At 66.9% G+C, this 24,085-nt stretch carries 25 protein-coding genes; 13 read left to right on the forward strand and 12 right to left on the reverse strand.

Annotated features, from left to right (window positions below; translation table 11 throughout):
- Window positions 1-97: 97 nt before the first annotated feature.
- The 4 genes from BR47_RS32990 to BR47_RS0108110 are packed head-to-tail and all read left to right on the forward strand — an operon-like array spanning window position 98 to window position 3,659.
- A complete protein-coding gene (locus tag BR47_RS32990; protein WP_141772184.1) occupies window positions 98-1,468 on the forward strand; it encodes an EspA/EspE family type VII secretion system effector in 1,371 nt (456 codons plus the stop codon).
- Window positions 1,458-1,784 carry an ESX-1 secretion-associated protein gene (locus BR47_RS0108100; RefSeq protein WP_029119173.1) on the forward strand — a complete coding sequence of 109 codons (327 nt, stop codon included), beginning with the start codon at window positions 1,458-1,460 and terminating at the stop codon, window positions 1,782-1,784. Before BR47_RS32990 ends, BR47_RS0108100 begins: the two co-directional genes overlap by 11 nt.
- Window positions 1,781-2,260, forward strand: coding sequence for a hypothetical protein (locus BR47_RS30005; protein ID WP_051634670.1), 480 nt, complete (start codon window positions 1,781-1,783; stop codon window positions 2,258-2,260). Before BR47_RS0108100 ends, BR47_RS30005 begins: the two co-directional genes overlap by 4 nt.
- Entirely contained in the window at window positions 2,247-3,659 is a 1,413-nt protein-coding gene (locus BR47_RS0108110) for a 9-bladed beta-propeller domain-containing protein (protein ID WP_141772183.1), read from the forward strand. The genes BR47_RS30005 and BR47_RS0108110 overlap by 14 nt, the downstream gene beginning before the upstream one ends.
- A gap of 100 nt (window positions 3,660-3,759) precedes the next feature.
- Here the strand turns inward: BR47_RS0108110 and BR47_RS0108115 are convergent, their stop codons facing one another.
- Window positions 3,760-5,226, reverse strand: coding sequence for a glutamate synthase subunit beta (locus BR47_RS0108115; RefSeq protein WP_020099605.1), 1,467 nt, complete (start codon window positions 5,224-5,226; stop codon window positions 3,760-3,762).
- Window positions 5,219-9,826 (reverse strand): glutamate synthase large subunit, encoded by a 4,608-nt coding sequence (gltB, locus tag BR47_RS0108120; RefSeq protein ID WP_020099606.1) that lies wholly within the window; start codon window positions 9,824-9,826, stop codon window positions 5,219-5,221. Before gltB ends, BR47_RS0108115 begins: the two co-directional genes overlap by 8 nt.
- Before the next feature lie 564 nt (window positions 9,827-10,390).
- On the opposite strand from gltB, the gene aqpZ reads away from it, so the two are divergent.
- Window positions 10,391-11,107, forward strand: a complete 717-nt coding sequence (aqpZ, locus tag BR47_RS30010) for an aquaporin Z (RefSeq protein ID WP_036426905.1) — start codon at window positions 10,391-10,393, stop codon at window positions 11,105-11,107.
- Here aqpZ and BR47_RS0108130 read toward each other — a convergent pair.
- The 3 genes from BR47_RS0108130 to BR47_RS32480 all read right to left on the reverse strand — a co-directional run bounded on the left by BR47_RS0108130 (window position 11,104) and on the right by BR47_RS32480 (window position 13,077).
- Window positions 11,104-12,000 carry a DNA-3-methyladenine glycosylase family protein gene (locus BR47_RS0108130; RefSeq protein WP_029119175.1) on the reverse strand — a complete coding sequence of 299 codons (897 nt, stop codon included), beginning with the start codon at window positions 11,998-12,000 and terminating at the stop codon, window positions 11,104-11,106. The two genes, aqpZ and BR47_RS0108130, sit on opposite strands and share 4 nt — an antisense overlap.
- Window positions 12,001-12,009: 9 nt before the next feature.
- On the reverse strand, window positions 12,010-12,375 hold the full coding sequence (locus BR47_RS0108135; RefSeq protein WP_029104794.1) for a DUF427 domain-containing protein: 366 nt from the start codon (window positions 12,373-12,375) through the stop codon (window positions 12,010-12,012).
- 99 nt (window positions 12,376-12,474) lie between these two features.
- Window positions 12,475-13,077: a hypothetical protein gene (locus tag BR47_RS32480; RefSeq protein ID WP_081831227.1), complete on the reverse strand. Its 603-nt coding sequence runs from the start codon at window positions 13,075-13,077 to the stop codon at window positions 12,475-12,477.
- Between the two features lie 151 nt (window positions 13,078-13,228).
- Between BR47_RS32480 and BR47_RS0108145 the strand changes: the two genes are divergently transcribed.
- Window positions 13,229-13,699 carry an SRPBCC family protein gene (locus tag BR47_RS0108145; protein ID WP_029119176.1) on the forward strand — a complete coding sequence of 157 codons (471 nt, stop codon included), beginning with the start codon at window positions 13,229-13,231 and terminating at the stop codon, window positions 13,697-13,699.
- Between the two features lie 12 nt (window positions 13,700-13,711).
- Here the strand turns inward: BR47_RS0108145 and BR47_RS0108150 are convergent, their stop codons facing one another.
- The 3 genes from BR47_RS0108150 to BR47_RS0108160 form a co-directional block, all read right to left on the reverse strand.
- On the reverse strand, window positions 13,712-14,533 hold the full coding sequence (locus BR47_RS0108150) for a class I SAM-dependent methyltransferase (RefSeq protein WP_029119177.1): 822 nt from the start codon (window positions 14,531-14,533) through the stop codon (window positions 13,712-13,714).
- A 63-nt stretch (window positions 14,534-14,596) separates the two neighbouring features.
- Window positions 14,597-15,616 (reverse strand): NAD-dependent epimerase/dehydratase family protein, encoded by a 1,020-nt coding sequence (locus BR47_RS0108155; RefSeq protein ID WP_029119178.1) that lies wholly within the window; start codon window positions 15,614-15,616, stop codon window positions 14,597-14,599.
- On the reverse strand, window positions 15,613-16,125 hold the full coding sequence (locus tag BR47_RS0108160; protein WP_029119179.1) for a nuclear transport factor 2 family protein: 513 nt from the start codon (window positions 16,123-16,125) through the stop codon (window positions 15,613-15,615). Before BR47_RS0108160 ends, BR47_RS0108155 begins: the two co-directional genes overlap by 4 nt.
- Window positions 16,126-16,192: 67 nt before the next feature.
- Between BR47_RS0108160 and msrA the strand changes: the two genes are divergently transcribed.
- The gene (msrA, locus tag BR47_RS0108165; protein ID WP_029119180.1) at window positions 16,193-16,696 is read left to right on the forward strand and encodes a peptide-methionine (S)-S-oxide reductase MsrA; all 504 of its coding nucleotides are present in this window, start codon (window positions 16,193-16,195) and stop codon (window positions 16,694-16,696) included.
- Between the two features lie 45 nt (window positions 16,697-16,741).
- On the opposite strand, the gene BR47_RS0108170 is transcribed toward msrA, so the two are convergent.
- Together BR47_RS0108170 and BR47_RS0108175 are read right to left on the reverse strand one after the other, a co-directional pair.
- Window positions 16,742-17,560 carry an alpha/beta fold hydrolase gene (locus BR47_RS0108170; RefSeq protein WP_029119181.1) on the reverse strand — a complete coding sequence of 273 codons (819 nt, stop codon included), beginning with the start codon at window positions 17,558-17,560 and terminating at the stop codon, window positions 16,742-16,744.
- 9 nt (window positions 17,561-17,569) lie between these two features.
- On the reverse strand, window positions 17,570-18,913 hold the full coding sequence (locus tag BR47_RS0108175; RefSeq protein WP_029119182.1) for a cytochrome P450: 1,344 nt from the start codon (window positions 18,911-18,913) through the stop codon (window positions 17,570-17,572).
- A gap of 101 nt (window positions 18,914-19,014) precedes the next feature.
- On the opposite strand from BR47_RS0108175, the gene BR47_RS0108180 reads away from it, so the two are divergent.
- The gene (locus BR47_RS0108180; protein ID WP_020099618.1) at window positions 19,015-19,641 is read left to right on the forward strand and encodes a TetR/AcrR family transcriptional regulator; all 627 of its coding nucleotides are present in this window, start codon (window positions 19,015-19,017) and stop codon (window positions 19,639-19,641) included.
- Here BR47_RS0108180 and BR47_RS0108185 read toward each other — a convergent pair.
- Window positions 19,618-20,187: a TetR/AcrR family transcriptional regulator gene (locus tag BR47_RS0108185; protein ID WP_029119183.1), complete on the reverse strand. Its 570-nt coding sequence runs from the start codon at window positions 20,185-20,187 to the stop codon at window positions 19,618-19,620. The genes BR47_RS0108180 and BR47_RS0108185 overlap by 24 nt on opposite strands.
- A gap of 55 nt (window positions 20,188-20,242) precedes the next feature.
- On the opposite strand from BR47_RS0108185, the gene BR47_RS0108190 reads away from it, so the two are divergent.
- Window positions 20,243-20,791 carry a nicotinamidase gene (locus tag BR47_RS0108190; protein ID WP_029119184.1) on the forward strand — a complete coding sequence of 183 codons (549 nt, stop codon included), beginning with the start codon at window positions 20,243-20,245 and terminating at the stop codon, window positions 20,789-20,791.
- On the opposite strand, the gene BR47_RS0108195 is transcribed toward BR47_RS0108190, so the two are convergent.
- Window positions 20,788-21,588, reverse strand: a complete 801-nt coding sequence (locus tag BR47_RS0108195) for an enoyl-CoA hydratase/isomerase family protein (protein ID WP_029119185.1) — start codon at window positions 21,586-21,588, stop codon at window positions 20,788-20,790. The genes BR47_RS0108190 and BR47_RS0108195 overlap by 4 nt on opposite strands.
- Window positions 21,589-21,643: 55 nt before the next feature.
- Between BR47_RS0108195 and BR47_RS0108200 the strand changes: the two genes are divergently transcribed.
- The 4 genes from BR47_RS0108200 to BR47_RS30015 all read left to right on the forward strand — a co-directional run bounded on the left by BR47_RS0108200 (window position 21,644) and on the right by BR47_RS30015 (window position 24,067).
- Window positions 21,644-22,102 carry a MarR family winged helix-turn-helix transcriptional regulator gene (locus BR47_RS0108200; RefSeq protein ID WP_029119186.1) on the forward strand — a complete coding sequence of 153 codons (459 nt, stop codon included), beginning with the start codon at window positions 21,644-21,646 and terminating at the stop codon, window positions 22,100-22,102.
- Window positions 22,099-22,908 carry an ATP-binding cassette domain-containing protein gene (locus BR47_RS0108205; RefSeq protein WP_029119187.1) on the forward strand — a complete coding sequence of 270 codons (810 nt, stop codon included), beginning with the start codon at window positions 22,099-22,101 and terminating at the stop codon, window positions 22,906-22,908. The genes BR47_RS0108200 and BR47_RS0108205 overlap by 4 nt, the downstream gene beginning before the upstream one ends.
- Window positions 22,909-22,966: 58 nt before the next feature.
- Window positions 22,967-23,707: an ABC transporter permease gene (locus tag BR47_RS0108210; RefSeq protein WP_036426907.1), complete on the forward strand. Its 741-nt coding sequence runs from the start codon at window positions 22,967-22,969 to the stop codon at window positions 23,705-23,707.
- Window positions 23,708-23,773: 66 nt separating this feature from the next.
- Window positions 23,774-24,067 (forward strand): SDR family NAD(P)-dependent oxidoreductase, encoded by a 294-nt coding sequence (locus BR47_RS30015; protein WP_051634672.1) that lies wholly within the window; start codon window positions 23,774-23,776, stop codon window positions 24,065-24,067.
- Window positions 24,068-24,085 lie beyond the last annotated feature (18 nt).

Here is a 24,085-nt window from a genome sequence, read left to right on the forward strand (position 1 = left end):
GACGTCCGCGGTCACATCCAGCGGACACACAAGCTCCGTCAGATCACACCGCTGTCCGCAGCTACGCTGGACATGGGGAAATGCCGAAGGGGGGCTTGTGGGACTTTTCGAAAAAGTGACCGACATCGTCGAGGCCCCATTCAAGATTGCGAGCGGCGTCGTCAACGGCGTTATCGATACCACTCACTTCGTGGGTGACATCAGCCGTGGCGACTACACCACCGCGGCAAGCGATCTCACCAAGGTGATTGCGGACGGATCTGACATCGTGCAAGGACTCGGATCGCTCGGCGCATCGGTGGCACCAGTACCGGCGGGATATCAAGGCGCACAAGCGACGGACCCAAGCTCCAAGATCTTGTGGGGCGCCAAGATGGTCATCGAAGGTTTGGAGAAGGCCACAGGAACCGGGACCCCATATGACGGCGACGAGTTCCGTGAATCAAGCAAGCGTTTGGAATCGGTCGTCGAGACCCTGGTCGACGCAGCCCCACATACCGATCGATGGGACGGCACGGCCTCCCAGGTGTATACCGCAGTCAATGCCTCCCACCGGAGGGTTGCATCCGGCGTGCAAGCGTCCGACCTCGCGATTGCCGGAGTCCTCGATACAGAGGCCGGCCAGGTAACCCGGACTCGTAAGACTTTCGACGACGAAAAGGACTGGCTCGGAAAGTTCGACCTCATGACCGTCCATCTCAATGCGACCGGCCCGGGTCGAGCCATCAAGATTGCGCTTGATACCGCGGTAGCCGCTGTTACCGTCACCGCCGCAGGCACCGCTATGACGATTCTCGTGAAGAACAGTTTCGAGAACGCAGGGCGCATTCGCGAACATCTCGATGCGTACGAAACCGCACTGCGCGACACATCCGGAAAACCCGCGAGCAACGGGGTATTCCCACCCATCCCAGACGACGAGCTGCCACGCCGTGATACGAATCCGAATGGCACGACTCACATGCCAAATCCGGAGGACGGCACTACCGAGCCGAGACGCACGAAGGCCAACGAGCCATATACCGAGCCCAGCCCAGAAGAACCCGTCCCAAGCGGCCCGCCAGCCACTCCGTATGGCATGCCCACGTTGCCATACGCACCGTCAGCCCCTTCAACACCAACAACGTCACAACCAGCACCACCACCGCTCGCGACACCGATTCCGAGCGCCGCACCTACGACACCACTTGCGCCAGCGGCGTTCTCGCCACAGCCTCAGCGGACCGCGCCCTCCGCACCCGCAACGACTGCAGCATCGGCATTCACGGCTCCTATGCCGACATCGGCCAGTGCGCCGGTGTCGTCTCCAGGTTCTGCGCAGTCGGCCGCAGTATCGCCAACACAGGCCGCATCAGTTGCCGCCCCGGCGAATCCCGGCCCTCGCGCACCAATCAACGTGCCTACGGAAGAGGCTCAATCGGACGCCACCAAACCCGAACCACAAGGAACGAACCCCCATGGCAAGTGATCACGAAAGGAACCTCGTCGTCCTGACCGAACATCTCCTGCATCTGGCGGAAAAGCAGCGGAAAGCGTCGGATCAGATCGCCGGATCGACCAGGTCATTGGTCGATCCGGCACGTCAAGTGTCCGACACCCACGGGATAGCCTGCGAAGCAACTCATCTGGCGGTGTCGGCGGCGATCTCCGCCCGCCGCGCCGGCGGCAAGCAGATGCAGAAAGTGTCGAACGAGCTCGACCTCAAGCTTACCGACGCGTCTGCCTATTACGGCAACGCCGACGCCGCCGGAGCTCAGATGCTCAATCACCAAATGCCCAGATGAATACATCTGACGACGGCTGGGACGCTGGCACCAACGAAGACGAATCGATTCTCGACACCCTCTACGGCGGGGTGTTTCCGGTGACCAACACCGATGAATCTGCTTCGGCCGCAACATCAGACGGTGACCACGACACCGTTGAGTCACTGATTTTCACTGTGACGAATCCTCTCGGAACCGTCTCGGTAGCTGCACTTTCTAACGGCGCACCGTACCGAGTTGAACTCGCTCCTGAAGTCGCCAGGATGACGGAACATGAACTGATCGAAGAGATTTCGCTGATCGCGAGGCTAGCCCGACAGAACGCCCTGGCCGGACAGCACTTGATCATTTCGGGGATGCTCTCCAATTCCGGCCTCGACCGAGCGTTCGTCCGGAGCTACCTGGAGCGCGACCTCGGGCTTCCTTCAATGGAAGCCGCACTCGCCGACAAGGCTCGGATCTTCGCCACACGGTACGAACGTGAAGAGGACTGACGGCGTGCACGTCTCGCCACCGGCCGCGACTGCTCCGACTGTTCGACGACGCCGCTGGATACTGATCCTCGCCGCCATCACGACGCTGTTGGCAGTGGTCATTGGAGGCGGAATCTCGTGGTGGTTTCTCGGCGGCGCCGAGAAGTGGGCACGAACCCGATGGACCCCGCCCAAGCAGGATCTACTGTCGACACTGCGGCTGCGACCAACGCCAGGATGGCGGACCACTGTCACCGGCCTGGGGTTACCTGCCGAGGCGCGGATCAACGCTGGCAAAGACTCGTGGGAATACCCCATCATCAAGACGACTTCAAACCGCACGTACGTGCTAGCCAGTACGCCTGGGCCGCCGGAGCGATGGTGGCTTGCCGCGATTGACGGCGCCACCGGACGTCCACTCTTCCGAGCAGTGTCGATGGGCGAAAGTCGCCAGATACCAAGGTGTTTCCCCAACGGCATCGACGTCATATGCGTTTCGGACCACATCGTAGAGCCATCCACCGCGTGGGTCATCAACGGCCAGACCGGTGTCATGACCTATAGCGGGCCGACCGATCTCCGGTTGGCCAACGGCGCCCAACCGCAGGCACAAAGGACGCCCAACTACCTATTAGCCACCTACTTGGGCCTCGGCACCTACGGGATCGGGGCACGCGCAGAGCGGACCTGGCACATTCCCAATACGGGTGGGAGCGGCGGTGAGGTCAAGGATGACGTGACGTTCAGCGACCCAGACGGCGATGGACCAGATGGCACCGTGATGTTTTCGGTCAAAGACGGTCGTCAATGGACCCCGCAGTTTCCCACCGACGCAGACTTCACCGGGTGGGCTTTCTTCGACGGTGGCTTCGCGGCGCAGTTCAGTTCCAAGGCAGATCGCGAGTTCGTTCAACTCTTCGACCTCGACGGAAAGCCCCTCAGCACCAAACAGATCAAGGGGCACCTGACCGGAGTCGCCGGAAACCTCATCACCGTCTTGGATGCCCGCGCGACGTCGGTCTACGACCTCCGCGGAACCAAGCTTCTGGAGATCTCTGGGAACCGGTCGCGCCACTCCTACCTGGTCGGGACCACACTATGGGTTCGTGAGACCCGCGTTGACGAAGCGCCGCCCGTCTATCGGGCATACGACATGCGTTCCGGCGCGGCAGGCGCTACGTGCGCTTTGGACTTCTTCCGGTCGATCGGTACCGACGGCAGAGTGATCGTGCAGGCGCCCACTGATCGCTCCTCGCCTCAATGGAAGCTGCTTGCTCAGGCCTACGACCTCACCACCTGTGAAGTGGCGTGGTCGATCCCGAGACCGCCTGGCTCCCTTGGCACGGTGGCACGGCTCGGAGACACCCTCGTACAACTATCCGACGACGGCACCGAACTGATCTCGCTCGTCAACCGGTAGGGGGCGATACCCGCGAGGGAACCGAGTTGGTCACCCGGCTCAGATAGCAGTTCGCCGGCCCCGGGAAACCCGGGACCGGCGAACGAAGCCTTCTTACAGATCAGCGCTGCGGCGCAGCCGTCGGCTTGATCGGCTTCGGCAGCGCCGACTCACCCATCAGGTAGCGGTCCACGCCGGCGGCCGCGGCACGGCCCTCGGCGATGGCCCACACGATGAGCGACTGGCCGCGGCCCATGTCACCGGCGACGAAGACGCCCGGCACGGTGGTCTGGAAGTCGTTGTCCCGGGCCACGTTTCCGCGGTCGGTGAGCTCGACGCCCAGCTCGGTCAGCAGGCCTTCACGCTCGGGACCGACGAAGCCCATGGCCAGAAAGACGATGTCCGCCGCGAGTTCGAAGTCCGAACCCTCGACCTTCTCGAACTTGCCGGCCTTCATGACGACCTCGTGCACCTTCAGCGCCGAGACCTTGCCATCGGTGCCCAGGAACTCCTCGGTGTTGACCGAGAAGACGCGCTCGCCACCCTCTTCGTGTGCCGAGGACACCCGGAACATGAGCGGGTAGGTCGGCCACGGGGTCGACTCGGCGCGCTCCTCCGGCGGACGCGGCATGATCTCGAACTGGTGGACGCTCTCGGCACCCTGCCGGTGGGCCGTGCCCAGGCAGTCGGCGCCGGTGTCACCACCACCGATGATGACGACCTTCTTGCCCTTGGCCGTGATCGGCGGCTCGCCGTCGGGGCCGAGGACGTCGTCGCCGAGTTGCACCCGGTTGCCCCAGGGCAGGTACTCCATGGCCTGGTAGATGCCCTCGAGCTCACGGCCCGGGATCGGCAGGTCACGCCATGCGGTCGCGCCGCCGGCCAGGACCACCGCGTCGTAGTCTTCCTGCAGCTGCTCGACGGTGATGTCGACACCGACGTTGACGTTCGTCCGGAACTGCGTGCCCTCGGCCGCCATCTGCTCGAGACGACGGTCGATGTGCCGCTTCTCCATCTTGAATTCCGGGATGCCGTAACGCAGCAGACCACCGATGCGGTCGGCCCGCTCGAGGACGGTCACGTCATGTCCGGCGCGGGTGAGCTGCTGGGCAGCGGCCAGACCGGCCGGTCCGGAACCGACGACGGCAACCTTCTTGCCGGTCTTCACGTCCGGGATCATCGGCTTGACCCAGCCCTGGTCGAAGGCGTTGTCGATCAGCTCGACCTCGACCTGCTTGATGGTCACCGGGTCCTGGTTGATGCCGAGGACGCACGACGCCTCACACGGCGCCGGGCACAGCCGCCCGGTGAATTCCGGGAAGTTGTTGGTGGCGTGCAGGCGCTCGATGCCGTCGCGCCAGCGGTCCCGGTACACCAGGTCGTTCCACTCGGGGATCAGGTTCCCGAGCGGACAACCGTTGTGGCAGAACGGGATACCGCAGTCCATGCAGCGCGAGGCCTGGACCTGCAGGGTCTCCTTGGAGAACTCCTCGTAGACCTCTTTCCAGTCCTTGAGGCGCAGGTCGACCGGCCGGCGGACCGGGGTCTGGCGGTGGGTGTGCTTGAGGAAGCCGTTCGGATCAGCCACGAGCGGCCGCCATGATCGCTTCACTGACGTCCTCGCCGGCGGCCTCGGCCCCGGCGATCGCCTCCAGTACCCGCTTGTAGTCGCGAGGCATCACCTTGATGAACTGCTCCTTCTGATTCTGCCAATCGGCCAGAATCCGCTGTCCCACAGCCGATTCGGTGCCATCGACATGGGCGGTGATGATCTCGTGCAGCCACAGTTCGTCCGTGGCGTCCAGCGCATCGAGATCGACCATCTCGCCGTTGATGTTGCCCGGCAGGGCGCCCTTCGGGTCGTAGACGTAGGCCATACCGCCGGACATACCGGCGGCGAAGTTACGGCCGGTCTCACCGAGGATGACGACCTTGCCACCGGTCATGTACTCGCAGCCGTGGTCGCCTACGCCCTCGACGACCGCGACGGCGCCCGAGTTACGCACCGCGAACCGCTCGCCCACCACACCGCGCAGGAAAGCCTGCCCGCTGGTGGCACCGAACAGGATCACGTTGCCGCCGATGATGTTCTCCTCGGCCACATACCCGGCCGGCGCGTTCTTCGACGGGCGCACCACGATGCGTCCGCCCGAAAGACCCTTGCCGACATAGTCGTTGGCGTCGCCGTTCACCCGGAGAGTGATGCCCTTGGGCAGGAACGCGCCGAAGCTGTTGCCCGCCGAGCCGTCGAACGTGATGTCGATGGTGCCGTCCGGAAGACCCTGGCCGCCGTGAACCTTGGTGACCTCGTGGCCCAGCATGGTGCCGACGGTGCGGTTCACGTTGGTGATCTTCATGGCGAGGCTCACCGGCACCTTGGACTCGATGGCGTCCCGGCACTCGGCGATCAGCTGCTGGTCGAGCGCCTTGTCCAGACCGTGGTCCTGGCTCGACGTGCAGTACAGATCCTGCTTCATGAAGGCCGACTCCGGTTCGTACAGCACCGGGGTCAGGTCCAGCTTCTGTGCGCGCCAGTGTGCGACGGCCTTGCTGGTGTCCAGCGCGCCGACCTGGCCGACCATCTCGTTGATGGTGCGGAAGCCCAGCTGCGCCATGAGTTCGCGGACCTCTTCTGCGATGAACAGGAAGAAGTTCTCGACGAATTCCGGCTTGCCGGTGAACCGCTCGCGCAGCACCGGGTTCTGGGTGGCCACACCCACGGGGCAGGTGTCCAGGTGGCAGACGCGCATCATGATGCAGCCCGAGACCACCAGCGGTGCGGTGGCGAAACCGAATTCCTCGGCGCCCAGCAACGCGGCGACGACGACGTCGCGGCCCGTCTTGAGCTGACCGTCGACCTGCACGACGATGCGGTCGCGCAGACCGTTGAGCAGCAGGGTCTGCTGCGTCTCGGCCAGGCCCAGCTCCCACGGCGCACCCGCGTGCTTCTGCGAGGTCAGCGGGGTCGCACCGGTGCCACCGTCGTGCCCGGAGATGAGCACCACGTCGGCGTGCGCCTTGGAGACACCGGCTGCCACCGTTCCCACACCATTTTCGGACACCAGCTTCACGTGGATGCGGGCCTCGGGGTTGGCGTTCTTCAGGTCGTGGATCAGCTGCGCCAGATCCTCGATCGAGTAGATGTCGTGGTGCGGCGGCGGCGAGATCAGGCCGACACCCGGGGTCGAGTGCCGTACCTCGGCCACCCACGGGTACACCTTGTGCCCCGGAAGCTGACCGCCCTCACCGGGCTTGGCGCCCTGGGCCATCTTGATCTGGATGTCGGTGCAGTTCGTCAGGTAGTGCGACGTCACACCGAAGCGGGCCGACGCGACCTGCTTGATGGCACTGCGCCGCCAGTCGCCGTTGGCGTCCCGGTCGAAGCGCTCGACGTTCTCGCCGCCCTCACCCGAGTTCGACCGTCCGCCAAGGCGGTTCATCGCGATGGCCAGCGTCTCGTGGGCCTCGGCCGAGATCGAGCCGTAGCTCATCGCGCCGGTGGAGAACCGCTTGACGATCTCACTGGCGGGCTCGACCTCGTCGATCGAGATCGGTTCGCGCACACCTTCTTTGAAGGTGAACAGGCCACGCAGGGAGGCCATGCGCTCGCTCTGGTCGTCGACCAGCTTGGTGTACTCCTTGAACACCGAGTACTGCCCGGTGCGGGTGGAGTGCTGCAGCTTGAACACCGTGTCCGGGTTGAACAGGTGGTACTCGCCCTCGCGGCGCCACTGGTACTCGCCGCCGACCTCGAGTTCGCGGTGGGCCCACTCGTCGGGCCGGTCGAGGTAGGCAAGGCTGTGCCGCGCCGCGACGTCGGCCGCGATGTCGTCGAGGTCGATGCCGCCGGTCGGACAGGAGATGCCGGTGAAGTACTCGTCGAGCACGCGCTGGCTGATGCCGACGGCCTGGAACAGCTGGGCGCCGGTGTAGGAGGCCAGCGTCGAGATGCCCATCTTGGACATCACCTTCAGCACACCCTTGCCGGCGGCCTTGACGTAGTTGGCCTTGGCCTGGTCGCTGGTCAGACCGGTGATGACACCGCGGTCGACCATGTCCTCGACGGTCTCGAAGGCCATGTACGGGTTGATGGCGGCAGCGCCGACACCCACCAGCATGGCCATGTGGTGCACCTCGCGGGCGTCACCGGACTCGACCACCAGGCCGACCTGGGTGCGGGTGCGCTCCCGGACCAGGTGGTGGTGGACGGCTGCCGTCGACAGCAGCGACGGGATCGGCGCGAGCCATTCGTTGGACTCACGGTCCGACAGCACGATGATGCGGGCACCGTTGCGGATGGCCTGCGACACCTTGGTGCGGACGTCCTCCAGGGCGCGACGCAGACCCTCGCCACCGTCGGCGACGGGGTACAGGCAGCTGATGACCGCGGCGCGCATGCCGTGCTTGCGGCCCCGGATCTCGTGGTCGGGGTCGACGCAGATCAGCTTGGACAGGTCACCGTTGCGCAGGATCGGCTGCGGCACGACGATCTGGCGGCACGAGTTCTCGTCCGGGTTCAGCAGGTCACCCTCGGGGCCGATGACGCCCGAGAGGCTGGTGACGACCTCTTCACGGATGGCGTCCAGCGGCGGGTTGGTGACCTGGGCGAACAGCTGCTGGAAGTAGTCGTAGAGCATCCGCGGCCGCTGCGACAGCACAGCGATCGGGGTGTCGGTACCCATGGAGCCCAGCGCCTCGGCGCCGGTGCGGGCCATGGGCACGATCAGCTGGGTGACCTCTTCGTTCGTGTAGCCGAACGCCTGCTGACGCAGCACCACGCGGTGGTGCGGCATCTTGACGTAGTCGCCCGGGGGCAGGTCGTCGATGTGGAACAGGCCGTTGTCGAGCCACTCCTGGTAGGGGTGCTCGGCCGCCAGCTTGTCCTTGATCTCCTCGTCGTCGACGATCCGGCCCTCGGCCATGTCCACGAGGAACATGCGGCCGGGCTGCAGGCGCATCTTCTTGACGACGGTCGACGGGTCCAGGTCCAGGACGCCGGCCTCGGAGGCCATGACGACCAGGCCGTCATCGGTGACCCAGATGCGCGACGGACGCAGGCCGTTGCGGTCCAGTACCGCGCCGACGATGGTGCCGTCGGTGAAGCACACCGACGCCGGGCCGTCCCACGGCTCCATGAGCGACGAGTGGTACTGGTAGAACGCCCGGCGGGCGGGGTCCATGGTCTCGCTGCGTTCCCACGCCTCGGGGATCATCATCAGCACGGCGTGGTGCAGCGGACGGCCACCCAGGTGCAGGAGTTCGAGCGCCTCGTCGAACCGTGCGGTGTCCGAGGCGCCCGGCGTACAGACCGGGAAAATCTTGTTCAGGTCGTTGTGGAACCCGAACACGTCGGTGTGGATGAGCGCCTCGCGGGCCCGCATCCAGTTCTCGTTGCCGTTGACGGTGTTGATCTCACCGTTGTGGGCGACCCGGCGGAACGGGTGCGCCAGCGGCCACGACGGGAACGTGTTGGTCGAGAAGCGCGAGTGCACGATGCCCAGCGCGCTCTTCATCCGCTCGTCCTGCAGGTCCAGGTAGAACGCCTTGAGCTGCGGGGTGGTGAGCATGCCCTTGTAGACGATGGTCTTGCCCGACAGGCTCGGGAAGTACACCGTCTCGCGACCGGGGCCGTCCTGGCCCGGGCCCTTGGTGCCCAGCTCGTGCTCGGCCCGCTTGCGGATGACGTAGGCGCGGCGCTCGAGCTGCATGCCGTCGGCGCCGGCGATGAAGATCTGGCGCAGGGTCGGCATGGCGTCACGCGCCAGGGCGCCGAGCGACGACTCGTCGAACGGCACGTCGCGCCAGCCCAGGACCTGCAGGCCCTCGGCTTCGACGATCTTCTCCACGGCCTCGCACGCCAGCTTGGCGTCGCGGGCCGACTGCGGCAGGAAGGCGATGCCCGTGGCGTAGCTGCCCTCGGCGGGCAGCTCGAAGCCTTCCTCGGCGCACACGGCGCGGAGGAATTCGTCGGGAACCTGCAGCAGAATGCCTGCGCCGTCGCCGGTGTTCGGCTCGGCACCTGCAGCACCGCGGTGCTCCAGGTTCAGCAGTGCCGTGATCGCCTTGTCGACGATGTCGCGGCTCCGACGTCCGTGAATGTCCGCGACCATGGCGACGCCACAGGCGTCGTGCTCATTCGCGGGGTTGTACAGCCCGACCTTGCTGGGTCCGCCGTGCTGCGGCGCCATTCCCACCTAACCCTTCACCATCTTCTTTACGAAGCATCGCTTGACCGCCGCTTTCAACGGCGTCAGCGGACTGAGCGACGGTATGCCAGCGTGCAGCACTGAACGACGGGCCGTCCCGCTCGCCTCGATTGAGACAAAACGATATGACAAACCCGGCCTGACATGCCAACTTAGGCAGACCTAATGAGGTTGCTGCGACTACGTCTCGCAGCGCTCGAAAGCTACCGGTCGGTAGGGCCAATTTTATTGAAGCACTTGCGTTTTCGCCAATCGTTTCTGGTCACACCCAGACGGAGCCCACCTGCACCACTGGTCACCGCACCCGAATTTGTTTTGCTGCAAATCACATATTCACAGGTTGTTGCCAAATCGTTATTTGCTGCAAAGATTGCTCAGATTCTTAGATTCAGCGCTCGCCGCCGAGCAACCGCCGGTCACCTTTGAGCTGCTATTCAGCAACAGCGGGCCTCCCGGCCGACCAGCGGTGAGACGCTCGAAATGCTGTTTGCTGACCCGGCTTTTTCGACTGGAATTGGAGGGTTCGACCAAATGAGTGCTCCCACGATGACACACAAGCTGGCGGCGGAGGCCGTCGGCACCTTCTGGCTGGTGCTCGGCGGTTGCGGCGCCGCGGTCTTCGCCGCCAATCCCACCGAACACACCTCGATCGGCATCGGATTCCTCGGTGTCGCAATCGCTTTCGGCCTCACGGTACTGACGGGCGTATATGCCTTCGGCAGTGTCTCGGGGGGCCATTTCAATCCGGCGGTCACGCTCGGCGCCGCCCTGGCCCGCCGGATCGAGTGGAAGGCGCTGCCGGCGTACTGGATCGCCCAGGTCATCGGCGGCCTCATCGCCGGCGGGGTCATCTACTGGATCGGCAGCGGCCAGCAGGGCTGGTCGGCGACCGGCAACATGGCCGCGAACGGTTTCGGTGACCACTCACCGGAACATTTCGGCCTGGCGTCGGTGCTCATCACCGAAATCGTCCTGACCGCGATGTTCCTGTTCGTGATCCTGGGTTCCACCGACGCCCGGGCCCCGAAGGGCTTCGCCGGACTGTCCATCGGCCTGTCCCTGACCCTGATCCACCTGATCTCGATCCCGATCTCCAACACCTCGGTGAACCCGGCCCGCTCGACCGGCGTCGCGTTCTTCAACGGCAATGGGGCGCCGACGCAGCTGTGGGTGTTCTGGCTGGCGCCGTTGGTGGGAGCCGCCATCGCGGGCGTCGCCTATCCGCTGTTGTTCGGCACGGCCTCGGAACCCGATCGGGACTAGATCTTCTTCAGGTTCGGAATCGCCTGGCGCGCACCGAATCTCGGGTTGCGCGCCAGGCCACTGACCTCGAGCAGCCGCACCGCCCGGTGCCGGTGCGGCCGGAGCGGTTCCAGCAGTTCGATCATCGCGGCGTCGTCGATCGGGTGGCCCAGCAACGTCCAGCCGATCATCTTCGCGAGGTGATAGTCACCGACCGAGAGCGCGTCGGCATCGCCGAAGGCCCGCTGCACGGTCTCGGCCGCCGTCCACACCCCCACGCCCGGCAACGACATCAGCGCCGTCGTCGCGGTCTCGGCTGTCAACCGCTCGAGCGCGTCGGCCCGCTGCGCGCAGCCGACCAGGGTCCGGGCCCGGCCCGGATCCACGTTGGCCCGGTGAAATTCCCAGGACGGGATGCGCCGCCAGGCATCGGCGGTCGGGGGCAACCGCATCCCGGCCGGCGCCGGGCCCGGGGGCGGCGCGCCGTACCGCGTGGTCAGCGTGCGGAACGCACTCCAGGCGTCGATGCCGTGCACCCGCTGCTCGAGAATCGCCGGGATCAGCGCCTCCAACACCCGCCCGGTGCGGCATAAGCGCAGGTGTGGAACCCGGCGCCAGGCTTCGGCGACGGTCGGCTCCGCCGGGTCGAAACCCGTCGCGTCATCCTCGACACCGACCAGCGCGGGCAGGCGGTCCAGAAACTCGGCGGCGCCGTCACCCCACACCTCGCAGTCGACGGTCCTGAGGTCGGGCGAGCTGAGCCGTGCGGTGACCCCGCCGGTGCGCATCAGGCTCGTCCGCCAGATCACGCCGTCGACGGTCCGGAAGGTCGGATCGGTCCCGCCGCGGCGCAGCGGCGACAACGTCAGGCCGAGGCCGGCCGGGCCGTCCAGGGCCAGGCTGGCGGTGGGCACGGATTCAGGTTAGGCGGGACGCACCACGATGTCGGCCTTGTCCGGATAGAACGCCACCCGGCCGGCGATCTCCGCGACCGCCGGGTAAGGCTGCTCGTAGGTCCAGATGACGTCTTCGACGTCGCCGACGTGGTAGTAGCCGGCGTCACCCTTGTACGGGCAGTAGCTGGTGGTCGCGCTTCGGGTCAGCACCGCCCGGTCGACGTCGGCGAGCGGAACATATTGCACCGCTGGGTAATTCGACTCCTGCAGAGTCAGCGCATCACTGGTGTCCGCAACCACCCGGCCGTTGACCGTGACGGTCACGCGCCCGGCGGTCGGCGTGATGGTGATGGGGTGCGACGCACTGGGCGTGAGCACGGGACGCTCGGTCATGTTCAGTGCAACACCTTTCCCGGCGGTGACGATTCCCGACATGACGCTGGGCCTGTCACCAGTGACAGGCCCAGCCATCAGACGACAGCTACTGACGGATTACAGCGCAATCCAGATGCCGAAGAACCAGAAACCCCACGCCATGAAGCCTGGATCCCACACCGGGTAGACGGTGTAGCCCCAGTAGTCGAACGGCGGAGGCGGCGGTGCCCACGGCGGGGGCGCCACCCAGATGATCTGTGGTCTCGGCGGCGGGCCCCAGCCCCACGGCCCGGGTCCATGGCCCCACGGTGGCGGGCCACCACGCCAGTGCCAGTCGCCCGGTCCCGGGTCGCCCGGCCTGGGGTGCCACTTCCCCTGGTCACCGGGATGCCAATCCCCGCGGCCATTGTCGTTGTCACCCGGGTGCCAGTCACCGTGATCGCCCGGGTTACCGGGCGGTGGCCCGCCGGGACCACCCGGATTTCCAGGTGGATTACCCGGGTTTCCGGGCGGACCACCGGGGTTCCCGGGCGGACCACCGGGGTTCCCGGGCGGACCGCCGCCACCCGGACCGTGTCCATTACCCGGACCGTTGCATACCTGCATCGGCGGGCAGGGCGGGGCAGGCTTCGCCTGCGCGATATTGACTCCTAATCCCACAATCGCCGCGCTCACACCACTGGTGAGCGCGGTAGCTACCACAAACGTCTTTTTGCTCATATCAACCCAACTCCTTCGTTGGAAGGTGCCGTCACGCGGTATATCGCCGCGATACCCCCAAACGGTTACCCGTAACGGTCGAGCATTCTTGTTGCGCCACCGACAATTACCGCTTGCCCAACCCCTGGACGGCCTGTCTACGATCAGCCCCATGACCGCACAGGGACCCGCCTCCGTCACCGCCGCCATCGAGATCGCCGCCAGCCCGTCGGACGTCTACGCGTTGCTGACCGATCTGCCCACGTTGGCCTCGCTCGCCGAGGAGGCGCACACCATGGAGTGGCAGAAGGGCTCGTCGGCGGTACCCGGTTCGGTGTTCAAGGGACACAACCGCAACGGCTCGAAGACGTGGACCACGAGCTGCACCGTCACCGAAGCCGTGCCGGGTAAGACGTTCGGCTTCGCCGTGAAATCCTCGATCGTGCCGATCGCGCACTGGCGCTACGACATCACCGAGACGGCCGACGGCTGCCGCGTCGCCGAGTCCACGTGGGACAACCGGCCGGGACTGCTGAAGCTGTTCGCCGCCTCGCTCACCGGTGTCGCCGACCGCGACGCGGCCAACGCCGAGAACATCCGGCTGACACTCGAGCGGCTCAAGGCCCGCGCCGAAGCGGCGTAGCCTACGACGCCGTCAGCCCCACGAGTACCGGTGGTACTGCGACATGTGACGCATACCGGGCACGGCGCGCATGACGGCCGCCACGACCCGCAGCCCCGTCGGCAGCCGGTCGTAGCCGTCGGGGCCGAGGGCGGACTCCCACGACAGCAGTCGCAGCCCGGGCACCGCAGACAGGACGTCGTCCGGGCCGTCCATGGCCCACTTCAACGTCGCGCCCGACCGCCGCACGATGGAGTTCGTCCACTGCAGCTTCACGCCCAGGCGGCTGAAGGCATCGAATTGCAGTTCCCCACTTGGGAAATGCGCCACGATACGACGGAACAGGGCCTGGCCGTCGGCCTCGCTGAGGTACATCGTGAGACCTTCGGCGAGCATCAGCACCGGGCGGTCGGCCGGGATGTCGGCGAGCCACGCCGGGTCCGTCACCGACGCCGGCACGATGTGGCAGTGCTCGCGGGGCGGGTACAGCTGCCGGCGCAGCTCGGCGACCTCCGGGTAGTCGACGTCGTACCAGTCGACGCCGGGCCCGGGGTCCAGCCGGTAGTACCGGCTGTCCAGCCCGCAACCCAGGTGCAGCACAACGGCTTCCGGGTGCACGGCCAGGAACTGCCGGGCCGTCTTGTCGAAGTAGGCGGACCGCAACGTGATGCCCGGCGACCGGGCGGCCGTGACCGTGGTCTGCGACCAGTCGTAGTCGATGCGGGCGACGACATCCCGGGCGTAGGTGTCGTGCAGCACCGAATTCGGCAGGTCGGCGTCCAGGGCCTTGCCGTACAGCGTGGCCAGCATGGTCTGCGGCGCCCCGGTGAGGTCCACCTGCAATCTGTCCGTCATGGTTTCGACGCTAGCCGCGGTAGGCCTTGCCGCGCCATGACTTAACGCCGCACGGCGCGTTGTTCAGCCCGTGGATTTCTGGGCCTGGCGGGCCTTTCGCAGGCCCACCCAGAACCGCGCCGCCTCCCGCACCGCGTCCTCGACCGGCCTTGGCTCCCAACCCAATTCGGCTCTGGCCTTGCTGCAGTCGACGGGCGCCTCGGCGCGCATCAGCCGCAGGGACGCCAGCGACATGTGTTCGTCGGTGCCCTTGAACCGGCCTTTGACGGTGCCCATGGTGGCGAGCGCGTACGTCACCGGCAGCGGCAGCGACTTGGCCGGTGCCGGCACCCCCGCCTCGGCGGCGGCGATCCGCGCCACCTCGGCATTGCTGATCATCTTGTCGGAGATCAGGTACCGCTCACCGGGCCGGCCCTTGTCGGCTGCCAAGATCAGCGCGCGGGCGGCGTCGTTGACGTCGACCGCTTCCAATTCGATGCCGCTCATCACGAACGGCAGCTTCCCGAATGCGGCGCCGGCGATGATGGCGCCGTGCGGCGTGCGGCCCCAGTCCGTTCCGCCGTAGGTGGTGGACACACACATCGCGACGGCCGGCAGCCCGCGTTCCCGGGCGTACTGCAGCACCAGTTTCTCGGCCTGCACGCGCGACCGCACGTACGGCGGCAGGGTGCGCTCGTCGGCGATGTCGTCCTCGCTGGAGACGAAGCCGCGCTTGCGCCCCACCGTGGCATAGCTGCTCGTGAAGACGAATTTCTTGAGCCCCGAAGCGATTTCGGGTTCCACCGCGACGTCCAGCACGTTGCGGGTGCCCTCGACGTTGGTGCGGAACAACGGCGACGGGTCCCGGAGCCAGCCACGGGTGTCGACGACGCAGTAGTAGACGACGTCGGCCTCGGTCATCGCGGCGCGCAGGGTGTCGTTGTCCCAGATGTCGCCCTCGTAGCGGGTGACGTCGAGGTCGTCGATGCCGATGGTGTTGGCGCCGGCCCGGACCATGACCCGCACGTCTTCCCCGGCCGTCACCAGCTGCCGGGTGACGTGCGAGCCGAGGTAGCCGTTGGCCCCGATGACGAGGGCGGTCACCGACGTCCCCTGCCACCGACCTTGCGCATCCACTCCTCGGCCACGTCGGGCAGCGTGCCCAGCGCTTCGGCCTTCTTGCACCACGCCATGGTGGTCTCGAGGAATTTCATGGGGTTGTAGATGTCTTCCTGCTTGCTCCACAGGCCGTCGCCCGCGTACGTCATGATCGAGATGTTGGTGGCGCCGATGATGGTGCCGTCTCCCGGATCGCGCATGGGGTTGTCGAGTTCGCAGATGACGCGGCCGGTCCCCTCGTCGTACACCTTCCACAGCGACGGGAACGACGTCATGTAGCTGCCGGGGAAGTTCTCCATGGTGTTCCAGATCCAGGGCCGCACCTCTTCGCGGCCGTGCATGGTGCCCATGGCGTGCTCGATGTACAACACGTCCTCGGTGTAGTGGTCGGTCCACGGATCCCAGTCGCGCGTCTGGGCGGCGCGGTCCACGGTCTGCTCGAAGACGTCGAATGCCGCGATGAGTTCCTCACGGCTGAAGGTGTTGCCCGTCACAGGAAAACTAGAACACGTTCTAGTGGCGCTTGTCGAGCACTTGCATAATTGATTCGAGGAGGCGCACATGACAAACACCGAAACCGCGATCCTGGCCGGCGGCTGCTTCTGGGGGATGCAGGACCTGATCCGCAAGCAGCCGGGCGTGCTGACCACGCGGGTCGGCTACACCGGCGGGACCAACGATCACCCGACGTACCGCAACCACCCCGGCCACGCCGAGGCCGTCGAGATCATCTACGACCCCAGCCGGACCGACTATCGCGCGCTCCTGGAGTTCTTCTTCCAGATCCACGATCCGTCGACCGTCAACCGGCAGGGCAATGACGTCGGCACCAGCTACCGCTCGGCGATCTTCTACACCGACGACGAGCAGAAGCGCATCGCCGAGGACACCATCGCCGACGTCGACGCCTCGGGCCTGTGGCCCGGCAAGGTGGTCACCGAGGTGACGCCGGCCGTCCCGTTCTGGGAGGCCGAGCCGGAGCACCAGGACTACCTGGAGCGCATACCCAACGGCTACACCTGCCACTTCCCGCGGCCGGGCTGGAAACTGCCCAAGCGCCAGTGATTTGTGCACGATTTTCCGCGCCACCCGCGGAAAATCGTGCACAAATCACGCCGTGGCGGCTCGCTCGGCGATCAGCCGGGCGACCAGCTCGGGGTGCTGATCGGGTAGCCAGTGATTGGCGCCTTCGACGATCTCGAACTTGTACGGCGCGTGGACGAACTGCTCGGTGAGCAGGGCGCCCTTGCGGCCGAGGGCGATGTCGCCGTCGCTCCAGATGTAGGTGGTAGGCCGGGTCACCGGGGTGAATGCCGATTTCGGGTTCACGAACGGCATGGCGCGGTACCAGTTGAGTGCGGTGGTCAGCGCCCCGCTGTCGAATACCTCGGCCCGCGTGACGGCCAGCGCTTCATCGGTCATTCCGCTGCGCGGCATGGCCAGTTGCGCGAATCGTTCGCCGAGCCACGGCAGTTGGAAGATCAGCATGTAGTACGAGTGCAGCGCCTGCGTCCCGACGGCCATCGCCTTCAGGAAGGCGCCGGTGTGGGGCACCGACACGGCGGTCAGGGTGCGCACCAACTCCGGTTTCGTCGCCGCCAGCGACCAGGCGATCGCGGCGCCCCAGTCGTGCCCGACGACGTGCACCGGTCCGCCGACCAGGTCGATCAGCGCGGCAACGTCGTCGGTCAGTTTGGGGATCGTGTATTGCCGCCGGCCCTTCGGCCGGGCACCGGGCGAATAGCCCCGCTGGTTGGGTGCCAGCGTCCGGAAACCGTTGGCGTGCAACAGCTCCGACACGGCGGTCCAAGACTCGGCGGTCTGCGGGAAGCCGTGCAACAACACCACGACGTCGCCGTCGATGGGGCCGGAGTCGACCACGTCGAAGGTCAGTCCGTCATTGCGGTACTGCGTAATCCGTTCGGTCACGGCATGAACCTACAGCGGGGTGACCCGCCGGCGTAAGGTCATGCGGCCACCGTCTTTGGGCGTGTAGGCCACACCCCGCGAGAAGACCCGCTCCCCCGGCGCACTGGTGACCTGAATAGCGAAGTGCCGCAACACCGTCCGCAGCACGACGTCCATCTCGACCTGCGCGAACACCGCGCCCACGCAGCGCCGGGTACCGCCACCGAACGGCAGGAACGCCAGCGGCGGACGGCGCCCGAGAAACCGCTCCGGATCGAACCGCTCCGGATCGGCGAATTCCTTTGCGTCCTCGTGCATGTGGTCGATGGCGACGATCACCGAGAAACCCCGTGGAATGACCCATTCGCCGAGCTGGAAGGTCGGCGCGTACACGTGCCGGCCGGCGAAGTCGATGATGGTGCGGATGCGTTGTACCTCAAGGATGGTCGCCTGGCGGTACTCGTCGGTCTCACCGGCTGCCACCTCGTCCTCGAGGCGGCGCAGCACCTCGGGGTGGCGGGAGATCCGTTCGAAGACCCACGCCATGGTGGCCGCGGTGGTTTCGTGACCGGCCGCCAGCAGCGTCAGCAGTTCGTCGGCGATGTCGCTGCGGGACATCGCCGTTCCGTCCTCGTAGGTGCTGCGCAGCAGCAGCGCCAGCACGTCGTCGCGGCTCTCGAGCGCAGGATCGGCGGCGACCGTGTCGATGAGCCTGCCGACGACCTCGTCGTACCGGCGTCGGTACTCGGCGAGCCGGCCCCACGGTGTGAAGCGGCCGTACGTGCGCGGCGGCATGGGCAGCACCGCGAGCCGCGACCCCAGGGTGACCCACGGCGGGATGATCCGCCGCAGTTCGTCGAGGTGGTGACCGTCGGCGCCGAACACCGCGCGCAGGATGGCGTTGAGAGTGATGTGCATCATCGGCTCGAGCGTGGGGAACGACTTCCCCTCGGGCCAGGACGCCGCCGCACGCAGCGTCTCCTCTTCGAAGATGCGCTCGTAGTTCTTGATGCTCTTGCCGTGGAACGGCGGGGTCAGCAACTTACGGCGCAGCCGGTGTTCGGAACCGTCGAGCGCGAACACCGATCCGCTGCCGAGGACGCGGGATAGGTTCGGCTGGATGTTGCCGACGTCGGCCGGGTTCGCCGCGAACAGCTGCTTGGCCAGCTGCGGGTCGGTCACCATGACCGCGCGGCCGAAAACCGGTGCGTCACAGGTGAATACCGGACCGAGTCGCGGCACCATCCGGTTGACGAACCCGCGCCGGTTGGTCGCGAACGCGACGCCCTGGAGCAGCTTGGGGACTCCGGTCGCCGGCGGCAGGTGGATCGCCGGGGCGCGGTCGGTGAGTTCAGCGGTGACGGTTTCGGTCATGGCACACTCCAAGCCACTGATTACGCGGTACCACGGTGTACCACGCGGTTATCGGGTACGGTACCGGCTGGTACCACAGCTAGGCAAGGGTTCTGGGAGAGATGGCAGACGGCGAGGTCAACTCGGCACAATCGGCGGCACAGCCCTTCCGCGGGCGGCTGCTCGACGGGCTCGCCACCTCCCTGGAGACCCGGGGCTACCGCGACACCACCGTCGCCGACATCGTCCGGAACGCCAAGACGTCGAAGCGCACCTTCTACGACCAGTTCGCCAGCAAGCAGGAGTGCTTCGTCGAGCTGCTGCGCACCAACAACGACGACCTCATCGCCCGGATCCGCGCCGCCATCGATCCCGATGTCGACTGGGAGCAGCAGGTGCGCAACGCCGTGGACGCGTATGTCGCACACATCGCTTCCCGGCCCGCGATCACCCTGAGCTGGATCCGGGAAGCGCCGGCCCTCGGTGACGCCGCGCTACCGCTGAATCGCCATGCCATGGAGCAGCTCACCGACATGGTCGTCGACCTCAGCAGCGGCGCGGCATTTCAGCGCGCCGGCCTGTCCCCGGTCAGCCGGCCGGTGGCCCTGATCCTGCTCGGTGGCCTTCGCGAACTCACCGCGCTCCTCGTCGAGGACGGCCGCGACGTCGCAGACCTCACCGAGCCGGCTCTCACCGCCGCACTCGCGATGCTGGGCACCAGATCGTCAGCGCAACATCAGGCGCGCTGACTTCTCCAGCCGTTCGGCGATCTCGTCGTACGACGTGAATCCCATGCCGGCCCGGACCAGCGCGCCCGAATAGAGCATCTCCAGCGACTCGATGACGTCGTCGTCGACGTCCGGGCCGAGCGCCGCCGCCAGCCGCGCGCGGATGTCCCCGGCGATGCGCTGCCGCAGCACCTCGACATCCGGGTCGCGGCCGAGCAGCGCGTTGGTCACGGCGCCGGCGAACTCCGGCTCGTCGATCACCAGCAGCGCGATGTGCCGAAGCACCTCGGTCACCCGCGTGGCAGGATCGTCGGAGTCGTGCGCCGCGGGCGGCGAGGACGCCAGTCGGCGCCAGAACACCTCGGCGACCAGGTGTTCCTTCGACGAGAAGTAGGTGTAGGCCGTCGCCGCGCCGACACCGGCGTCGGCCGCGACCCGGCGGACCGTCAGTCCCGCGAAGCCTTCGCGGCGCAACAGGTCGAGCGCGGCACGGCTCAGCCGGTCGACCGTATCGGCCTGTTTGGCCGTCAACCGGCGCCGGGTGGGCTCAAGCGCCTGTTCGGACACGTGTCCGGACGCTACGGCAACGGGCGAACCGCAGCAAGCGGTCTACCGTGGACACATGCGGGCGTTGATCGTCGTCGACGTGCAGAACGACTTCTGCGAAGGGGGCTCCCTCGCGGTGTCCGGCGGCGGCGAGGTGGCCCGCGCGATCACCGGCCTGCTGGCCCGCCGCGAGTACGACCACGTCGTGGCCACGGCCGACCATCACATCGACCCGGGCGCGCATTTCTCCGACCAACCCGACTACGTGACGTCGTGGCCGCCCCACTGCGTCGCCGGGACACCGGGCGAGCAGTTCCACCCCGAGCTCGACGTGTCCACGGTCGAGGCGGTGTTTCGCAAGGGCCGGTACTCCGCGGCGTACAGCGGGTTCGAAGGCGAGGACGGCACCGGCACCGCGCTGGCGGACTGGCTGCGCACCCGCGGCGTCGACGAGGTCGACGTGGTCGGCATCGCCACCGACTACTGCGTCAAAGCGACGGCAGCCGACGCCGCCACGGCCGGGTTCCGCACCCGCGTCCTGCTCGACTACACCGCCGGGGTTTCGGCCGACGGCACCGCGAATGCCGTTGCCGCCCTGAAAGATTCCGGCGTGTCGGTGGTCTAGGCAGTCGGATCCACCGGTCGGCCCGACCACCGCGGCAGCCGCCCGGCCTGCAGCGCCCGCACACCCTCCTTGGCGTCGTCGTGCGCCATCACCGCGAGATGGATCTCCGTCTCCCGCTGCCCCACCTCGTCGCGCGACAGGTCGAACGAATCCCAGAGCAGCCGCTTGCTGGCCGCCACCGACATCGGTGCGGTGTTGTCCGCGATGTCATGGGCCACCGCCAGCGCGGCCGGCAGCACCTCGTCAGCGGGCAGCACGCGGCTCGCGATACCGAGCTCTGCCGCGCGGTGTCCATCGAAAGTCGTTCCGGTCAACAGGATTTCCGCGGCCCGCGCGATGCCGGCCAGCCGCGGCAACACCCAGTGGGAGTAGGCGTCCCCGACCACCCCGCGGCGCACCTGCACGACGCCGTAGCGGGCGTCGGCGGCGAAAATCCGGATATCGCACTGCAGCGCCAAGGTGAGCCCCAGCCCGATCGCGTGCCCGTTGACCGCCGCGATCACCGGCTTGCTCAACGACCACGCCGGAACCGGGATGCCGGCCGCACTGAACTCCGGGCCCGGCGCCGCGAACGTCTCGTCGCCCGCGCCCAGGTCGGCCCCGGCGCAGAACGCCGGTGGCGCCCCGGTCAGCACAATGGCCCGCACGTCGTCGGCCTCGTCGCTGCGGGTGTAGGCGTCGGCGAGTTCTTCCCGCATCCCGTCACCAAATGCGTTGCGCCGCTCGGGCCGGTTCAGCGTCAGCGTCACCACACCGCCGTCAAACCTGGTCAGCAGCGTGCGGTAGTCGGGGAACACCGCCCGAGTAAACCACGATGCTGCAATACCTCTGTAACAGAGCTATTATGGCGACGTGCCCGCACACACTGCCCCGACCTCCGATCTCAGCACCGACCTGTTCCACACCGTCGGCACGTTCCGTCGGCAGCTGCGCCGCACCGCCGGAGGGAGCTTCGCGGGCGTCACCCAATCGCAAGCCGAACTGCTCAGACTCGTCGGCCGCCGGCCCGGCATCTCGGTCCGGGAAGCCGCACAGGAACTCGGCCTGGCCGCCAACACCGCGTCGACCCTGGTCTCCAAGCTGGCCGCGGACGAACTCCTGGTCCGCACCGTCGACCCCGACGATCGCCGCATCGGCCGGCTCCGACTGACCGAACCCGCCCAGCAGCTCGCCGATCAGACCAGGGCCTCGCGCCGGGCCGCCCTCGATGTCGTCCTGAAGCAACTCAGCACCGAGCAAATCGACGATCTGACAAAGGGTTTGACCGTCCTGGCCGAGATGACCCGAATGCTCCAGGAGGGCCAACCATGAGTACTCCCGCCGTCGAATGCGACCACGTCACGCACCGCTACGGCGATTTCACCGCGGTCGACGACCTGAGCCTCACCGTCCAGGTGGGTGAAACCATGGGACTGCTCGGCCCCAACGGCGCCGGCAAGACCACCCTGGTGCGGCTGCTCACCACCCTGACGCCGGTGCAGCACGGGCAGGTCCGCATCTTCGGGCTCGACGCCGGCCACCGCACCATGGATATCCGCCAGAACCTCGGCTATGTGCCGCAACAACTCTCGATCGAGTCGGCCCTCACCGGACGCCAGAACGTCGACCTGTTCGCGCGCCTCTACGACGTGCCGCGCCGCGAGCGCCGCGACAGGGTCGACGATGCGCTGCGTGCCATGCAGCTGCTCGACGTCGCCGACCGGCCCGCGAAAACCTTCTCGGGCGGCATGGTCCGGCGACTCGAGCTGGCGCAGGCCCTGGTGAACCGGCCGTCGCTGCTGATCCTCGACGAACCGACCGTCGGCCTGGATCCCATTGCGCGCGACAGCGTCTGGGCCCAGGTGGCGAACATGCAGCAGGAGTTCGGCATGACGGTCCTGCTCACCACGCACTACATGGAGGAAGCCGACGCATTGTGCGACCGGGTTGCCCTCATGCACCACGGCGTCCTGCAGGCCGTCGGGTCGCCCACCGATCTGAAGGCGACGCTCGGTCCGGCCGCCACGCTCGAGGACGTGTTCCGGCACTACGCCGGGTCCGACCTGTCCGGGGACGACGACCGCCAGACCCTGAAGGACATCCGCGCCGGAAGGAGGACGGCCCGTCGTGTCAGTTGATGTCGAACTCGTCGCCGCACCCCGCGGTGCCAGGCGTATCGGCGGGCTCGCCCGCCGCATGGGCGCCTTCGCACTGGTCGAATTGCAGAAGCTGCGGTACGACCGCACCGAGTTGGTCACCCGGACGATTCAGCCCGCCCTCTGGCTGCTGATCTTCGGCCAGACCTTCTCACGGCTGCATGTCATCGACACCGGCAGCGTGCCGTACCTGTCGTTCCTGGCGCCGGGCATCATCGCCCAGTCGGCGCTGTTCATCTCGATCTTCTACGGCATCCAGATCGTCTGGGATCGCGACGCCGGCATCCTGGCCAAGCTGATGGTGACCCCGTCGCCGGCGTCGGCGCTGATCACCGGCAAGGCGTTCGCGGCGGGAGTCCGATCGATAGCGCAGGTGATCGGGGTGCTGGTGATCGCCCTGCTGATGGGCATCCATCTCAGCTTCAACCCGCTGCACATCGTGGCCGCCATGGCGGTGGTGATGCTCGGGTCGGCGTTCTTCTCTTGCCTGTCAATGACTTTGGCGGGGCTGGTGCGCAACCGCGACCGCCTGATGGGCATCGGCCAGGCCATCACCATGCCGCTGTTCTTCGCCTCCAACGCGCTGTACCCGGTGGACATCATGCCGGGCTGGCTGCACGCGCTGTCCACCGTGAACCCGCTGTCCTACGAAGTGAACGCGCTGCGCTCACTACTGCTCGGCACACCCGGCCACACCCTGCTGGACATCGCGGTCCTGACCGTCGCGGCAGTCCTGGGCATCGCCGCGGCGTCGGCCCTGCTGCGCCGCCTGGTCCGGTGACGAACGCAGTGCGGCTACCTAATCCGCTCTCATCTGACGCCTAGGCCACGGGCGTTGACTCGTCTCATGAAGCACAGCATCGTCGCGGTCGTCCTGGACGCCGGTACCGACGCCGGACTGGCCACCGCCCACAGCCTGCTGAGCGAGGGACACCGCGTGGTGGTGACGGCCCGGCAGGCCGGCCCGCTCGTCCGCATCAGCCATGGCTACCCCGCCGACCGCATCTACGCGCTCGCCGCCGACACTCACGATCGCAGCCAGTTCGACCAGGTGCTGGCCCTGACGCGCGCCCGGTTCGGCCGCGTCGACATGATCGTCGACCCCAAGCTGTATCGCTCGGTCCTCATGGCTTCGGCCTGAATTGCTGTTAGGTTCGAG

The organism is Mycobacterium sp. UNC410CL29Cvi84 (genome assembly GCF_000686745.1).
In the GTDB taxonomy this organism is placed as follows: domain Bacteria; phylum Actinomycetota; class Actinomycetes; order Mycobacteriales; family Mycobacteriaceae; genus Mycobacterium; species Mycobacterium mucogenicum_B.

Coding starts and splice junctions, on each gene's coding strand:
- BR47_RS32480 (WP_081831227.1), bottom strand. CDS start 13,077: ATGAGCAAAAAGACGTTTGTGGTAGCTACCGCGCTCACCAGTGGTGTG.
- BR47_RS0108210 (WP_036426907.1), top strand. CDS start 22,967: ATGGGCGCCTTCGCACTGGTCGAATTGCAGAAGCTGCGGTACGACCGC.
- BR47_RS0108145 (WP_029119176.1), top strand. CDS start 13,229: ATGACCGCACAGGGACCCGCCTCCGTCACCGCCGCCATCGAGATCGCC.
- BR47_RS30015 (WP_051634672.1), top strand. CDS start 23,774: ATGAAGCACAGCATCGTCGCGGTCGTCCTGGACGCCGGTACCGACGCC.
- BR47_RS0108175 (WP_029119182.1), bottom strand. CDS start 18,913: ATGACCGAAACCGTCACCGCTGAACTCACCGACCGCGCCCCGGCGATC.
- BR47_RS0108135 (WP_029104794.1), bottom strand. CDS start 12,375: ATGACCGAGCGTCCCGTGCTCACGCCCAGTGCGTCGCACCCCATCACC.
- aqpZ (WP_036426905.1), top strand. CDS start 10,391: ATGACACACAAGCTGGCGGCGGAGGCCGTCGGCACCTTCTGGCTGGTG.
- BR47_RS0108190 (WP_029119184.1), top strand. CDS start 20,243: ATGCGGGCGTTGATCGTCGTCGACGTGCAGAACGACTTCTGCGAAGGG.
- msrA (WP_029119180.1), top strand. CDS start 16,193: ATGACAAACACCGAAACCGCGATCCTGGCCGGCGGCTGCTTCTGGGGG.
- BR47_RS0108180 (WP_020099618.1), top strand. CDS start 19,015: ATGGCAGACGGCGAGGTCAACTCGGCACAATCGGCGGCACAGCCCTTC.
- BR47_RS0108205 (WP_029119187.1), top strand. CDS start 22,099: ATGAGTACTCCCGCCGTCGAATGCGACCACGTCACGCACCGCTACGGC.
- BR47_RS0108100 (WP_029119173.1), top strand. CDS start 1,458: ATGGCAAGTGATCACGAAAGGAACCTCGTCGTCCTGACCGAACATCTC.
- BR47_RS30005 (WP_051634670.1), top strand. CDS start 1,781: ATGAATACATCTGACGACGGCTGGGACGCTGGCACCAACGAAGACGAA.
- gltB (WP_020099606.1), bottom strand. CDS start 9,826: ATGGCGCCGCAGCACGGCGGACCCAGCAAGGTCGGGCTGTACAACCCC.
- BR47_RS0108150 (WP_029119177.1), bottom strand. CDS start 14,533: ATGACGGACAGATTGCAGGTGGACCTCACCGGGGCGCCGCAGACCATG.